Here is a 15511-nt window from a genome sequence, read left to right on the forward strand (position 1 = left end):
TAAATAAATTATTACTTAAAATGGGCTAGTGGGAGCGGGGGTAACAATACCTCCTGCAGGAACATAACTAGGGGGGACAAAACCACGTACTGGAACTTCAATAAAACTATTTGCTGTCACACCATCGCCAGCTAACTCTTGAAACGTTTGACGTAAGCGGATTGCGTTGTTGTATTCATGATCTTCTGGGTCATCACTATTGCAAGCAGCTTTGACATATGTCATGCCAGATGCAATAACGGTACTGCCGTCATCATCAAGAAAATTAACATCGGTAGTGAAATTAACCCAATTTGTATTAATGTCGGCTAGTTGTTGTGAGGCCGATGCAGTGCCAGGATAAGAGTTTAATCCATTAATTGATGGGCTTGATCCAAGGCCTGTTAATGGTTGTGAGGCATATCCAGATGAGCGATGTTGTACAGAAGTGAAAGTTCTACCTATTCTATAAACGGGCTCTGAAACAGTAGGGATAGTTGAGTATCCTACAGAGATTGTTAGCCCACTGAAACCTGCTCTGGCTATGTCGTTTACTTCAAAATATTGATTACCAGCAGCCGTATGATAATCAATATTGTGATTCTGTATCTTTAGGCCATAAATGCATTCGGTTTCAGCATCGTTCCGCCAAACATATTCTGTAACTTGACCTACAGTTTTATTGACACCGCCGGTGTAGGTGTTATTCATTACAGCATTTCTCGTAGCGGAGGTCACAAGACTAAACCCCGACTCTGGAGATGTGCTTTCATTCGCGGGAAATACAGCGCATACATTGTTTGCACTAGTAGTCGGTTTCGTAACAAATCCAGAGCCAAAATTACCCGTTGTATTGCAAAGAATGTAGGCACTAGTTCCGCCTGACACAGATACACCTGTTGCGGGTAAAGACACAAGCCCTGTTGCTAATACTTGTGAGGAGGCTATACCTAGAGCACTGATAACAGCTAACTTTAAAGTAATAAGTTTCATGCTATTTCTCCATTGCGGTAGAATAAGCAGGCATTTGTGGCTGCCTGCAACACCAATTCACCTGAATCTGATCAAGTCTTTTGTGAGGCCTTAAACTGATCCTGGTTGAATTCTATGGGCGGTTCACAAATGCTATTCAACACTTTTAAAGCGATTATTTTCGAGGGTCAAATTCATAACTTAAGCTAATCCAAGCTGCTCTTGGCGCTCCTGGAGCGAGGAAGTTTGTACTAAGCCAATCGGTTGAGTTATGGTTGTATCCACTTTGCCCGATAGCCCCATACACGGATGGGGAAAATGGATTTCGACCAAGGCGCCCAGCTGTGAAATACTCATGGTCAAAAATATTGTTTATGCGAAGCCCCAAAGTCCATTCTGAATTCAGTTTATAGCTTGTCTGCAGATTGAATATCATGTAGCCGGGTGTTGTACCGGGATTGTTGGTTGGGCGGCGGGCGACTTGAATATCTGTTCCCGTCAGTGCGTCCTCTATAGTGTCATATAGAGTAACGCCCTTTTGATGTTCGTTATTTTCATTGCCGCGTACATACGCAAATGAGTGAGCCACAGCAGTCAAGCCGATTTGCCATTTCTCACTGACTTGATAACTCACTGTCGCATTGATGTTATGTAATGGCACACCTGGCATACGGTTCCCCGGGTTAACCTGAATGCGACGGCTATAATCTTTATTTCCATAAAACTCCTCTACCGAACTGCTGTTATCGTTGGCAGGCATCCAGAAGTTATCTTGGAAGGTAGCTTCAGTTAAAGCATAGTTAAGTCGTAAGCGCCATTTTTCAAAAGCAGCCGTGATCCCAGCCTCCACACCTTGGCGACGAGTGCTACCAATGGTGTCAAAGAAACTACGATTACCTGGGAATCCAATCATGTAGATATCATCTTTAAGATCGGTACGATAAATCCCTAGATTCCAGTCAACGTTATCACTCAGCTTGCCTCGCATACCAAAATCCCAAGTTGTAGCCTTTATTTGTGGAAGGTAAGGATCTCCTGAGAGGGTTGTAGGAAGAGAGCAAGAACGGTTCTCGGCTAAACTCCTTGGAGCATATATTGGATTACTAAGTGTTCCAACATTGACAGGTGTTCTATCAAAAGCACAACCAAGCTCTACCACAGAAGGGACTCGAGTGCCTTGTGCCCAATTGCCATATATATTTAGATTGGGAGTTGCTTGCCAAGTAGTGCCAAATGATGGGTTTAGCGAGTAATAGCGGAATTTCTCAGTTTCTGGTTTATTTAACAGGTTTGACACATCGGGAGTGATATAACCCGTTGTTGGACATACTCCGTTTACACAGACGTTATAGTAGTCAGGAAATGCTTCAAGCTGTGCTAGATTCCATGCAAATGAGCCATAAGTTCGGGATGCAATTTTGTTCTTACCATGAGTTTCGTTGTAACGTAATGCGCCAGTAAAATGCAACGTTTCAACTGGACTCCAAGTCTCACTGGCGTAAATACTCTTGGTGAGCTGATTGCCCTTGAAATTATTATTACTAATTTCCTGACTAGCTGCAGCATATTGATCACGGATTTCATCTGGAGCTAGGTATGCATCTCGTTCTGCATCCAACATTCCCAGCATCTGTCCATTTTTATATTTAGCAGATGGTGCATCAATAGATGCCCCTACCATAAATTTATGTTTATCTAAATTCCAATTTAACTGGATGGAAGCACCATCAGTAACTTGATCAATTTGAGTATCGGTAAGCACCGCGGTAGGAGTACCCTCAGCTACGCCTGTACCAATACCATTATAAGCAGCTCCATCTACTGTTTGAGCAGTACCATTAGGACTTGGGACTTGCAATGCAGGCAAGCCTGTTCCAGAATCTACATCACCTTGACAGGCACTACCGTTAATCGCAGCAGAAGGTGAAATGATCATGACGTATTTAGTACCAACACCTCCATTACCATCTGGTTCGTAATAATAAAATGCACCAGCTGATGCAATGACTTGGCTTAAATCCATGCCATTTTTAGCGATTGAAGTCAGATTGGTTACAGGATCATATAAATATTGCGGCTGTCCATTTGAATAATCTGTAGCATCGGGCGGTGTTAAATTACTGCTCCCTCCTGCCCCAGGTGTCAAAATGACGGATTGTTGTAAATTCTTGTTCTGGTTAAATACAGCTTGTGCATATGCCACAAATTCTGCTGGTAAAGTTGCATTGAATGCCGAGGTCGGCAGCAAAGCGACTGCGGCATCAAACCCTAAATCCCTTACATTCCGTACAAAGTCATTTCGCGAAGCAGTAAACCTACCATCCTCTGCAGGCACTATGTAATAGTCTGGTAATCCATAGTTATTGGTACTTCTATATAAACAAGTAAATTGCTCCCCTACGTTCAGGTTTCTTTTTACAACAGCATTATCCCATTCAGTATAAACATCCGCTCCCAAGGTCTTACGCTTGCTATTTCTCCTATAAGCCTGCCCAGTAATAGTGAAGTGATCATTGACGAAGTAGCTGCCTGACAATTGGAACTGCCACAGCCGATTATCAGTAGTGTCAGGTGAGGTAAAGACACCATTCCTATCTTGTTTATACATTTCACTCGGTAACATGCCATTACCAACCAGATCATTCCACACTACTAAGGTACTCAAGTTGAGGTCTAGCTTGTCTCCACGATAACTCGCCTTACCAAAAGCTTGGTTAACTTTGCTCGGGGAGTTTTCCCGCCAGCCATCTTCCATGAAGAAGTTACCTGCACCGAATATCCCAACGGTGCCGTTATTCCAGCCCCCTGAGGCTTGAAGTTGTTTACGTCCAAAGGAGCCGGTGAGAATTTCAGCATCAACCCCAGGATTACTGAAACCATCCTTGGTTTTCATGGAGAGTGCACCACCCAGGGTTCCTAAACCAAAGATAGGATTAGAACCGGGAAACACGTCAAAACTTGCCAAGGCATTCATCGGCAACATGTCCCAGTTCACGACATCCCCAAAAGGCTCGTTGACACGGATGCCATCAAAGAAGACGGAAAGGCCCTGTGGGGTACCGATCTGAGGACCTGCCGTGAAGCCGCGATACTGCACATCCATCTGAAAAGGATTGCCCTGATAATCATTGACGTTTACTGACTGTAGCTTTGAGTTCATGAGGTCGGTAATGCTCAAGGAATGCGCTTCCTTGATATCTTTGGCAGTAAGGCTTTGGACGTTGCCGGGGATTTGTTCTTTAGTCAGGCCTAGCCCAGGCAGAGGCCCAATTTCATAAAAGCGTTTGCTGCGGACTTCGATAGCCTCTAGCTTCATATCTACATCAGGTTTTTGGACAATAGGTTTGATGACGGCATTGTCACGATCAATCGTGGATTCGAGGCCGCTACCTGCTAGCAATATCTTGAGTGCTTCATCTGCCTTCATACGGCCTTTGATGGCAGGTGCTGTTTTGTCGCTTGCTAGCTTGCTGTCAAAAGCCACGCTCATGCCGGTGCTGCGGGCGAGTTGTTTAAGGGAGACGTCTAGCGGCTGGCTGGGCAGGTCTATATTGATGGGTGCAAGGGAGCCATTGTTTTGCGGCACGGCTGGTAATTTGGTATCGAGCTCGGCAGCTTGAATAGCAAAAGAGGCTACGGTCAGCATAGTCACCAGCAGCAAAGCCGCTGATAAAATCACTAGCCGATATAGCAGGGTAAATGCGTCCAACGGTTTCTCTCCCTAGATAAATTTTCTTCTTATACCGATATAACTGTTGGGAAATAGAAACCCTGATGTCGATTTTGAAAAATATTGAAATATTTTTCAAAATAATTGGGATATGAGTTATGGGTCTGGCAGAGACTCACTGTTATAAGCTGCTTTAGTGACTAGCCAATTAGGGGGAGGATGTTTGACTTGCTAATGCACGGGAAGAACACAAATAGGAGTTGGGGGTTAAATCAATAAACTGATGAGTTCAGTCTTGATGTGACTTTTGCGATAGTGGGAAGTAAAAAGATATCGCGAATGTGTTAATTCAAGTGAGGGTTTAATCTTGAGTAATGCAGCCTTACATTAACTAAGACTGACTTTATCTTCTTATTTCTTTTTATCTTGTCTAGCTACCAGCACAGTCTCAGTAGCGCTGGTTTCAACCTTTACTGGGGTAATGCCTGGTAGTCCCTTAATGAATTTTTCTATATTTCTGGCCTGTATCACCGCAGTAATGCTCGCATCTTGCCCAATGATGGTTTGGGCGCTGATGGCCGGTTTGCGGTAACGCGAGAGCGTTTCGGCAATTTCCTCAAGGCCTGCCTGATCAAAGTTGATGATGCCGGTTTCGAAGCTGAAGCCGTCAGCAGCTGGGCGCTGAATACGTTTTGCCTTGCCTTCTATGCTGATCTCAGCCACTTCATTGTCACGCAGGGTTAATACGTGTTCTGCATTGCGGTTGGGTGAGGTGGAGTCTTGCAGGTCTATGCTTTGGGGCTCAACGCGGACAGTGCCGTGATCGACGCTGACGCGTACTTTTTTCTGCAGTCGGTTGACGGCAAACCGGGTGCCGAGAACGGTGATTCTGGCTGGGCCGCTTTCAACTACAAAGGGGCGGTCAGGGCTTTTTGCCACATCGAAGCTCACTTCACCGCGATGCACTTTTACCAGACGTTGCTTGCGGTAATAGGTGATCTCAATATCGCTATTGGCATTGACGACGATCTTGCTGCCATCTTCAAGCACTTGAGAGCGAATCTGGCCGATGTCGGCTTGGGCGACCATGTGCATGGTGGGCTGGGTTTGCCAAGTATCGTAACTGTAATAAGCAAGCACTCCGCTCACGGCAAAAAACATGACGCTGAGGGTGCGGGTGATTACGCTGCGTATTTTGTTGCGGCGGTCGGTGTTTTCGATGAACTCTTTTTGTTGCATGGCGCTGGCCAGCGAGAACAGTTGTGTCGGGGAGTCCAGGTCCTCCCACAAGGCGCAGACTTCCCGGTAGGCCTGCTGGTGGCTGGGATGAGAGAGCAGCCATTCTTCAAAGCGACTGCGCTTGGGATGCTCGATATCGGCATCCTGCATCTGCACAAACCATTTAATGGCGGCTTCGCGCGCGGTTCTGAGTGATGGATTGCTGCTCATGTCTAGCTTAGTTGATCAGGTCCTTGGCTTCCAGCAGGTCAAGCATCGCCCGCATGATGTGTCTTTGCACCATGTTAATGGAAATGCCGAGTTTTTCAGCGATATCCTGTTGTGCCATGCCTTCTATGCGATAAAGCCAGAAGGTTTCTTTGCAGCGTGGCGGCAGGTGATCAATGATTTTTTGCAGGATATCGAGGCGCTGTTGTATATCGACTAAATGTTCAGCGGATGGTACGCGTGGTTGATCAAGCTCATAGGCAAGCTCTGATTCGGTGTCTTCCGTGATCAGCGGTACAAAATGGGCCTGCTCTTTGTGGTTATCAATTAGGAGGTTGCGTACGATGGTGTGCAGGTAAGCGTGCGGCTGCTGCATACGATCCGGATTGGTCGAGATTGCAAAGCGTATTAATGCATCATGCAGGATGTCGTATGCCGAGCGCCTATAAGACGTTTGCCGATAGATCGTTGGTAACAGGTCAGTATATGCCCAGCGTAAATCTATACCGTGCCATGTGGGATTTAACATCATGTTGAGCCACCACAGAAAAAGGAAAGACTTTTTACTGGTAGCAATAAATGGGCCTATTCCCGGTAGGTTGATTAAGTATATGTTTATTAGGTAAATTATTATTTTTACTGGCGAGATGGTTGGATGGATTGGTTGTTTGTAACCAAGTGGTGGTGGCTGTAAACAACCAATTGGTTATTGAGTGATTTTTTTGTAGTGCTTGACATTGCTGAATATCTCAATGTTATTCACACAACCTCATGTGATACATCAGCTTTTGCCAAGAAACATAGGTAATCCAAAGACATATGATTTTATTTAATAAAATCAATTACTTGGTTTTTAGTTCAAAAAATGGGCATTTCGAAAATATCCTTTCAATTACAATAGTTACATTTTTAAGTCACAGCTATCCACAAAATTATCCACAGATTTTGTGGATAGGAATTCTTATTATTTCCAGCATAACAAATGAAAATCGGTCAACAACAATTTCGCACAATCTGGCCTGCCGATAACGACAAATCCCCAGGGCTGGTTCCTGAGGTCAATATCATCGACCAGACCCGATTGCCGCATACGTTCAGTGTGGTTGGTATTGCTTCGGTAGATGCCATGGCAAAGGCCATCCGCGAAATGCAAGTGCGGGGGGCGCCTTTGATTGGGGCTGCTGCAGCGTACGGCCTGGCATTGGCGACATTGACAGATGCAGGAGATGACGGCCTGCGCCAAGCGGCTACGTTATTACTTTCTAGCAGGCCCACTGCAGTCAATCTGCGCTGGGCGGTAGAGCGTATGCTGGGCAGGTTGCTAAGCTTGCCCGTCGAGAGGCGTTGCGTGGTTGCCTGGGAAGAGGCTGCCAATATTTGCGATGAAGATGTGATATTGAATCAGGCCATTGGCCGTCATGGCCTGGATATCCTGCAGGGACTGGCAGCAGCCAAATCGGGCAGGCTGAATATTCTGACGCATTGCAATGCAGGATGGCTGGCCACTGTTGATTGGGGGACTGCACTGGCACCGGTGTATACCGCAGTGGAAGCCGGGCTGGATGTGCATGTGTGGGTGGATGAAACCCGGCCGCGTAATCAAGGTGCCAGCCTGACCGCGTGGGAGCTGGCTCAGCATGGCGTTGCACATACCGTGATCACGGATAATGCTGGTGGGCACTTGATGCAGCATGGGCAGGTGGATTGCGTGATTGTGGGTGCTGACCGGGTAACGCGTACAGGCGATGTATGTAACAAGATCGGCACTTACCTCAAGGCGCTGGCAGCATTCGATAATGACATACCATTTTATGCCGCCGTACCTTCCCCCACCATTGATTGGCGCATCAGCGATGGGTTGCGCGATATCCAGATTGAAGAGCGGGATGCGGATGAGGTGGCCATGGTGAACGGTCTTGATGAGCATGGTGAGGTGAGGTCGGTGCGCGTGATTCCATACACTAGCCAGGCGGCTAATCCGGCTTTTGATGTGACCCCGGCACGATTGGTGACAGGTATCATTACTGAACATGGGTGTTGCACCCCTGCGCAACTTAAGCAATGGATGCCCGCGACTGAAATAACCGTCTGAAAGCGCATGATGAAACCTTTATATAGTCTTGCAAAATTACGCGAGCTTGAGTTGCAACACCAGGCAGCAGGCCTGATAGAACAGGCAGGCCTGGCAGCGGCAAACTTCAGCAAGCAGTTGCTGGGGCTTGATGGCGATGCTGTGCTGGTGATGGTGGGCCCTGGCAACAATGGGGGCGATGCGCTGGTGGCGGCAAGATACCTCAAAACCTGGTGGCATCGGGTAACCGTGGTTTTTACCGGACAGCGAAACAGGCTGCCTCAAGATGCGGCGCATGCCTATGAGGCGTGGCTAGCTTGCGGTGGCGAGGTGTTGACGGAAATACCTGCCGGGCAGCGCTGGCATCTGCTGATTGATGGTTTGTTTGGCATTGGCTTGCAGCGCGATCTGGATGCGCATTATCGCGATTTGATTGCCACGATTAACCAGCTGCAAATCCCCATTCTGTCACTGGATATCCCCAGTGGACTGTGTATGCGCACTGGGCGTGTGTTGGATACGGCAATCCGTGCAGACCATACGCTGACCTTTATTGGCTTGAAGCCCGGACTGTTTACGCTGGATGGCCCAGATCATGCAGGCCATGTGCAACTGGCTGACCTTGGCATTGATGCAGGGTACTCCCAGGGCAGCTTGCTGGATGATGTGCCCGCGATGTTGCGCCCTAGAAAATTGAATAGCCATAAAGGAAGCAACGGCAGTGTCGGTGTGATTGGGGGTGCCGAACAGATGGTAGGTGCAGCATTGTTGGCTGGGCGTGCCGCCTTGCTGCTGGGGGCAGGGCGCGTCTATTGCGGTGTGCTTGCGCAGCAGGCACCGGCCGTGGATGAAGCACAGCCTGAATTGATGTTGCGGCAGGCAGAATCGCTTATGGCGGGGGAAGCCTTGGCTGTCCTGGCGGTTGGGCCAGGGATGGGGCAATCGGCTGCCGCTGCGGCCTTGCTGGAGCAGGCATTGCGTAGTTCACCGCTTTTATTGCTGGATGCGGATGCGCTCAACCTGGTTGCTGGCAATGCGGCATTACGCCGTTTGCTGCAACAGCGCCAGGCGGGGACGACGGTAATTACACCGCATCCTGGCGAGGCTGCCACTCTGCTGGTATGCAGCACGCAGGAGATACAGCAAGATCGCGTTGTCAGTGCGTTGAAGCTGGCGGTCGATTTGGGTGTGGTCACGGTGCTCAAAGGTTGCGGCAGTGTGATTGCATTGCCCGATGGGCGCTGGTATATCAATCATAGCGGTAATCCAGGGTTGGCCAGCGCAGGCATGGGCGATACATTGGCTGGGATGATTGCTGCACTTGCTGCCCAGGGCTTAAGCCTGGAACAAGCAACCTTGCTGGGTGTGTATCTGCACGGCAGGGCGGCAGATGATTTGGTGGCACAAGGTATTGGCCCTATTGGGCTGACAGCCTCCGAGGTGGCGCATCATGCACGCACCTTGCTAAATCGCTGGGTGAAGGAAAGTGGGAATTAATGTCGTTGATGGTGCTTGCTGAACCCGTTGGTCAAGAGTCTTTTCTTAGTGGTTGAATCTTAATCACTAGCTGGAAAAAGCCTGCCAAATACAGGGGTATGATGCCCGGCAAGCTGCAATTCTCATTTGTCGCGGATAGGCGTTTACAGTAAAATCTAACCCCGTCCGCAATGTCCAAAGTTTTTAATTCCATGACCAAATATGTATTTGTTACCGGCGGGGTTGTTTCCTCTTTAGGTAAAGGCATTGCAGCTGCCAGTTTAGGCGCAATTCTAGAGTCGCGTGGCATCAAGGTGACCATGCTCAAGCTTGACCCCTATATCAACGTTGACCCAGGTACCATGAGTCCGTTCCAGCATGGTGAAGTCTTTGTCACCGATGATGGCGCAGAGACCGATCTGGATCTCGGTCACTACGAGCGCTTCATCAGCGCGCGCATGGCAAAACGTAACAATTTCACTACTGGCCAGATCTATGAAACCGTGATCAAGAAAGAGCGTCGCGGCGAGTATCTGGGCAAGACTGTGCAGGTCATCCCGCACATCACCGATGAGATCAAGGCCCACGTCAAACGTGGTGCTGAAGGCGCAGATGTTGCCATTATCGAGGTGGGTGGTACGGTGGGGGATATTGAATCCCTGCCTTTCCTTGAAGCTATCCGCCAGATGGGTATTGAGGAAGGCCGCACCAACACCTGCTTCATGCACCTCACACTGTTACCGTGGATTCCTACCGCGGGTGAGTTGAAGACCAAGCCTACCCAGCACTCTGTAAAAGAGTTGCGCGAGATTGGTATCCAGCCGGATATTCTGCTCTGTCGTGCAGATCGCCCCATTCCAGAGGAAGAAAAACGCAAGATCGCATTGTTCACCAATGTGCCGCACGAAGCGGTGATTTCGGTGGTGGATGCTGAAAGTATTTACAGTATTCCGCGTATGTTGCATGACCAGATGCTGGATGAGATTGTCTGTCACAAGTTGAATTTGCTGGCGCGTGCAGCCGATCTTTCAAGCTGGAATCGTATCGTTCATGCCCTGCAAAACCCCAAGCATGAAGTCAACATTGCCTTCGTCGGCAAATATGTGGATTTGACCGAGTCTTACAAGTCTTTGACTGAGGCATTGATTCATGCCGGTATTCACAATGAATCCAAGGTCAATATTCACTATATAGATTCCGAGGATGTGGAAAAGAATGGCACTGCGGCGCTTGAGCAGGTTGATGCCATTCTGGTGCCCGGCGGCTTTGGCAAGCGTGGTACAGAAGGCAAGATCGCTGCCATTCGCTATGCGCGTGAAAGCAAGACCCCTTATCTGGGCATCTGCCTGGGCATGCAATTGGCAGTGATTGAGTTTGGCCGTAATGTTGCAAAACTCAAGGATGCCAACAGCACCGAGTTTGATGCCAAGACACCGCACCCATTGGTTGGCCTGATCACGGAATGGAAGGGCGCTGACGGCAAGGTAGAGCAGCGGAGTGAAGATTCAGACCTCGGTGGCACCATGCGCCTGGGTGCGCAAAAGTGTCCGATTGTGCCGGATACCAAGGCCTCGGCGATCTATGGCAGTGAAGTCAACGAGCGTCACCGTCACCGCTATGAGGTCAACAACAACTATGTTGAGCAACTGAAGGCGGCTGGGCTGGTGATTTCAGCGCGTACTCCTACCGAAAACCTCTGTGAAATGGTGGAGTTGCCAGTGGACGCTCATCCATGGTTCCTGGCCTGTCAGTTCCACCCTGAGTTCACCTCTAATCCGCGCACCGGCCACCCGCTGTTCAATGCCTATATTGAAGCTGCGTTGATCAATCAGGCAGCAAGAAAGGCTTAAGGCAATGAAGCTTTGTGGTTTTGATGTAGGTATTGAGCATCCATTGTTTTTGATTGCTGGTCCCTGTGTGATCGAGTCCAGGCAGATGGCGATTGATACCGCGGGTCAGCTGAAAGAGCTGGCTGTTGCGCTCGGGATTCCTTTTATCTACAAATCATCGTATGACAAGGCCAATCGCAGCTCCAACAAGACCTTCCGTGGTTTTGGCATGGAAGAGGGCCTGAAGATACTGGATGATGTGCGTAGCCAGATTGGCGTGCCTATTCTCACCGATGTGCATACTGAAGAGCAGGTGCCACATGTGGCAGCTGTGGTAGATGTATTGCAGACCCCGGCATTTCTCTGTCGCCAGACCGATTTCATTACCGCCTGTGCCAAATCCGGCAAGCCGGTGAATATCAAGAAGGGCCAGTTCCTGGCACCGGGTGATATGCGCCAGGTGGTGCAAAAAGCCAAGGAAGCCAATGGCGGCGCAGATGCCATCATGGTGTGTGAGCGTGGGGCTTCATTTGGCTACAATACCCTGGTGTCCGATATGCGTGGCCTCGCAATCATGCGTGAGACCAATTGCCCGGTGGTGTTTGATGCTACCCATTCCGTGCAGCAGCCTGGTGGCCAGGGTGACAAAAGCGGAGGCCAGCGTGAGTTTGTGCCTGTGCTGGCACGTGCTGCTGTGGCCAGTGGCGTTGCTGGTGTATTTATGGAAACGCATCCTGATCCTGCTCTGGCCATGTCTGATGGCCCCAACGCATGGCCTTTACACAAGATGAAGGCCTTGCTTGAAGTATTGGTCGACCTCGACCGCGTGGTGAAAAAAGCCGGGTTTATAGAACATACTTTGTAAACACTGGCACAAAAATCCAAGTTTTTAATTGAGGAAATAAAAGCATGAGTGCAATTGTAGATATTATCGCCCGCGAGATTATCGATTCACGCGGTAACCCCACAGTTGAGGCCGATGTCTTGTTGGAGTCCGGCGTTATTGGCCGTGCGGCTGTGCCTTCTGGTGCTTCTACCGGTACCAAGGAAGCTGTAGAGCTGCGTGACGGCGATACAGGCCGTTACCTTGGCAAGGGCGTATTGCAAGCCGTTGAGAATGTAAATACTGAAATCACTGAAGCCATCATTGGCCTGGATGTTGAAGAGCAGAGCTTTATCGACAACACCCTGATTGAGCTGGATGGCACAGAAAACAAGAGCCGCCTGGGTGCCAATGCCATTCTTGCCGTGTCCATGGCGTGCGCACGTGCTGCGGCTGAAGAGTCCGGCCTGCCACTGTACCGCTATCTGGGCGGTTCCGGCTTCATGCAATTACCAACCCCAATGATGAACATCATCAACGGCGGCGCTCATGCTGAAAACAGCGTGGATATGCAGGAATTCATGATTATTCCAGCTGGCCTGCCTAGCTTCCGTGAGGCCTTGCGTGCAGGCGCTGAAGTATTTCACGCGCTGAAGAAAATCCTGCACAAGCAGGGTTTGGCGACCACTGTGGGTGATGAGGGTGGTTTTGCACCTGACCTGCCATCCAACGAAGCTGCAATTCAATACATCCTGGAAGCGATTTCTGCTGCTGGCTACGAGCCAGGCCGCGATATCCTGTTGGGCCTGGATTGCGCCAGCTCTGAATTCTACAAGGATGGTCAGTATCACCTGGCGTCTGAAAACCTGAGCCTCAATTCCGCACAATTCACTGATTACCTGGCTGCCTGGGTGGACAAATATCCTATCATCAGCATTGAAGATGGCATGAGCGAACATGACTGGGACGGCTGGAAGCTGCTGACCGACCGCATGGGCCGCAATGTGCAGTTGGTAGGTGATGACCTGTTTGTGACCAATGCCAAGATCCTGCGTGAAGGTATCAAGCGTGGTGTGGCTAACTCGGTCTTGATCAAGGTGAACCAGATCGGTACTTTGACCGAAACCTTCACTACGATTGAAACCGCCAAGCGTGCAGGTTACACCGCCGTGATTTCCCATCGTTCTGGTGAAACCGAAGATACCACCATTGCGGATATCTCCGTGGCGACCAATGCCTTGCAGATCAAGACGGGTTCATTGTCACGTTCCGAGCGTATTGCCAAGTACAATCAGCTGCTGCGCATTGAAGAAGAACTTGGTGATGCCACCAGCTACGCAGGTAAAGACGCATTTTATAATCTGAAGTGAAATTCCTGACACTCATCTTTGTTGCCCTGATTGCCTTGCTGCAGTATCCACTGTGGCTTGGCAAAGGCAGCTGGGTGAAAGTCTGGGCAATCAATCAGCAAATCGTTGCGCAGAAGACTGACAATGTCAGGCTCAAACTGCGTAACGACACGCTGGATGCTGAAGTGCGTGACCTCAAGCAGGGCTATGCCGCTATTGAGGAGCGTGCGCGCAGTGAGCTGGGTATGGTGAAGCAGGATGAAGTGTTTTATCAGGTGATAGACCAGATTCCGACCAAGCCCAATCCTCAGCCAGTAGCCCCACCTCCTGCCCCTAATGCCCATTAGCACTTGCCAGCGTTTTTGCGAGTATGGCGTATGATGGATAAGGCCTTCTTATCTGTCTGTGAATCACAGTCATGAACCGATATAAACTGATCCTGCTGATTACCGTTATCCTGGCGACAGGTTTTCTCGCAACCTCTCTGGTCAGTTATCAGGTATCGCGCGTATCCATTCACGATTCAATCGTTGATAGTACGCTGCCGCTCACCTCAGACAATATCTACTCGGAAATCCAGAAGGATCTGGTACGGCCGATTTTTGTGTCATCCATGATGGCCTCGGATACTTTCCTGCGAGACTGGATCATTGATGGCGAAACCGACATTGCCAAAATCAGCAAATATCTGCAGGAAGTGCAGAATCATTACGGTGCCTTCGTTTCTTTCCTTGTCTCTGAGAACACGGGTAATTATTACTATGGCAAAGGCCTGCTGAAACAGGTCAACCCTAAGGAAGAGCGCGACGCATGGTACTACCGGGTACGCGAGCTAAAAAATCCTTATGAAATCAATGTAGATCGCGATATGGCACACGCGGATGTGCTGACCATCTTTATTAATTATCGTGTGCTGGATTATCAGGGGCAATATCTGGGTGCGGTCGGCGTTGGGCTGACGGTGGACTCCGTGCAAAAGCTCATCAGTCATTACCAGCTGAAATTCAAGCGTAATGTGTATTTTGTTGACGAGCAGGGTGCGATCACGCTGTCCGGAAATTTTGATCAGCCATTGGGCAGCAAGATTATGCACACCTCAGAATTGCAGAGGCTTTTCCAGCAAGCCAAAGCCAATGGTACGCAAACGTTTGAGTATGAATACGACGGCATGCAGCAGTTGATCAATATGCGCTACATTCCAGAATTGAACTGGTACCTGTTTGTAGAGCAAAGCGAGAGTGAGGCCACTAGTGATATTCGTCACGCCCTGTACATCAATGTCCTGCTGTGCCTGGTGGTGACGGCGATTGTGGTGTTGTTAACCCATTTGGCGTTGCGGCGTTATCAGGCAGAGCTGGAAACGATGGCGACGACGGATAGCCTGACGGGCCTGCCCAATCGCAAGGCATTTGATATCGTCATTGATATATTTCTGAACGAGAGCTCTCGCACGAGAGGGGCGCTGGCACTGATTGTGCTGGATATTGACCATTTCAAGGCGATTAATGACCGCCTGGGGCATTTCGGCGGGGATCATGTACTCGTTGTCATGGCAAGAGCGATCAGGGCTTGTACACGTGCCGCTGATTTTATCTGCCGCTGGGGCGGGGAAGAGTTTCTCATCGTCATCAAGGATTGCGATGAGCATAGTGCGATGTTGCTGGCAGAAAAAATACGCAACGCGGTGGAAAATGAATTGATCGCCTATAAAGGCGAGCAGATCAGTATTACAGCGAGCCTGGGTGTGGCAGTAGCCCGCACCGGCGAGAAGATGGAACATGTGCTCGATAGGGCAGATGCCGCCATGTATGCTGCCAAGATGGCAGGCCGTAACCAGGTTAATCTTAGCCGCCTGGAGAAGTGAGTACGCAGCCTGTGCGGACTCACTTTGCTAAT

The 15511-nt window shown here is 49.4% G+C and carries 11 protein-coding genes; 7 read left to right on the plus strand and 4 right to left on the minus strand.

The annotated features are described in order from the left end of the window. Nucleotides 1-15 precede the first annotated feature (15 nt). The 4 genes from LG201_RS01335 to LG201_RS01350 form a co-directional block, all read right to left on the minus strand. Nucleotides 16-972 (minus strand): hypothetical protein, encoded by a 957-nt coding sequence (locus tag LG201_RS01335; protein WP_226770386.1) that lies wholly within the window; start codon nucleotides 970-972, stop codon nucleotides 16-18. 154 nt (nucleotides 973-1126) lie between these two features. Beyond that, nucleotides 1127-4597, minus strand: a complete 3471-nt coding sequence (locus LG201_RS01340; protein ID WP_226771895.1) for a TonB-dependent receptor domain-containing protein — start codon at nucleotides 4595-4597, stop codon at nucleotides 1127-1129. Between the two features lie 435 nt (nucleotides 4598-5032). Beyond that, nucleotides 5033-6070, minus strand: coding sequence for a FecR family protein (locus tag LG201_RS01345; RefSeq protein WP_226770387.1), 1038 nt, complete (start codon nucleotides 6068-6070; stop codon nucleotides 5033-5035). Between the two features lie 7 nt (nucleotides 6071-6077). Next, on the minus strand, nucleotides 6078-6599 hold the full coding sequence (locus LG201_RS01350) for a sigma-70 family RNA polymerase sigma factor (protein ID WP_226770388.1): 522 nt from the start codon (nucleotides 6597-6599) through the stop codon (nucleotides 6078-6080). 450 nt (nucleotides 6600-7049) lie between these two features. On the opposite strand from LG201_RS01350, the gene mtnA reads away from it, so the two are divergent. From mtnA to LG201_RS01385, 7 genes are all read left to right on the plus strand, one after another. Further along, nucleotides 7050-8159: an S-methyl-5-thioribose-1-phosphate isomerase gene (gene mtnA, locus LG201_RS01355; RefSeq protein WP_226770389.1), complete on the plus strand. Its 1110-nt coding sequence runs from the start codon at nucleotides 7050-7052 to the stop codon at nucleotides 8157-8159. A gap of 6 nt (nucleotides 8160-8165) precedes the next feature. Beyond that, entirely contained in the window at nucleotides 8166-9635 is a 1470-nt protein-coding gene (locus tag LG201_RS01360; RefSeq protein WP_319006029.1) for an NAD(P)H-hydrate dehydratase, read from the plus strand. Between the two features lie 191 nt (nucleotides 9636-9826). Next, a complete protein-coding gene (locus LG201_RS01365; protein WP_226770390.1) occupies nucleotides 9827-11464 on the plus strand; it encodes a CTP synthase in 1638 nt (545 codons plus the stop codon). Between the two features lie 4 nt (nucleotides 11465-11468). Continuing rightward, nucleotides 11469-12308, plus strand: coding sequence for a 3-deoxy-8-phosphooctulonate synthase (kdsA, locus tag LG201_RS01370; RefSeq protein WP_226770391.1), 840 nt, complete (start codon nucleotides 11469-11471; stop codon nucleotides 12306-12308). A gap of 44 nt (nucleotides 12309-12352) precedes the next feature. Continuing rightward, entirely contained in the window at nucleotides 12353-13636 is a 1284-nt protein-coding gene (eno, locus tag LG201_RS01375; protein ID WP_226770392.1) for a phosphopyruvate hydratase, read from the plus strand. Next, entirely contained in the window at nucleotides 13633-13962 is a 330-nt protein-coding gene (ftsB, locus tag LG201_RS01380) for a cell division protein FtsB (RefSeq protein ID WP_226770393.1), read from the plus strand. The genes eno and ftsB overlap by 4 nt, the downstream gene beginning before the upstream one ends. Nucleotides 13963-14033: 71 nt before the next feature. Further along, nucleotides 14034-15479, plus strand: a complete 1446-nt coding sequence (locus tag LG201_RS01385) for a sensor domain-containing diguanylate cyclase (protein WP_226770394.1) — start codon at nucleotides 14034-14036, stop codon at nucleotides 15477-15479. Nucleotides 15480-15511: the final 32 nt, after the last annotated feature.

This window comes from Methylobacillus gramineus (assembly GCF_020532675.1).
In the GTDB taxonomy this organism is placed as follows: domain Bacteria; phylum Pseudomonadota; class Gammaproteobacteria; order Burkholderiales; family Methylophilaceae; genus Methylobacillus; species Methylobacillus gramineus.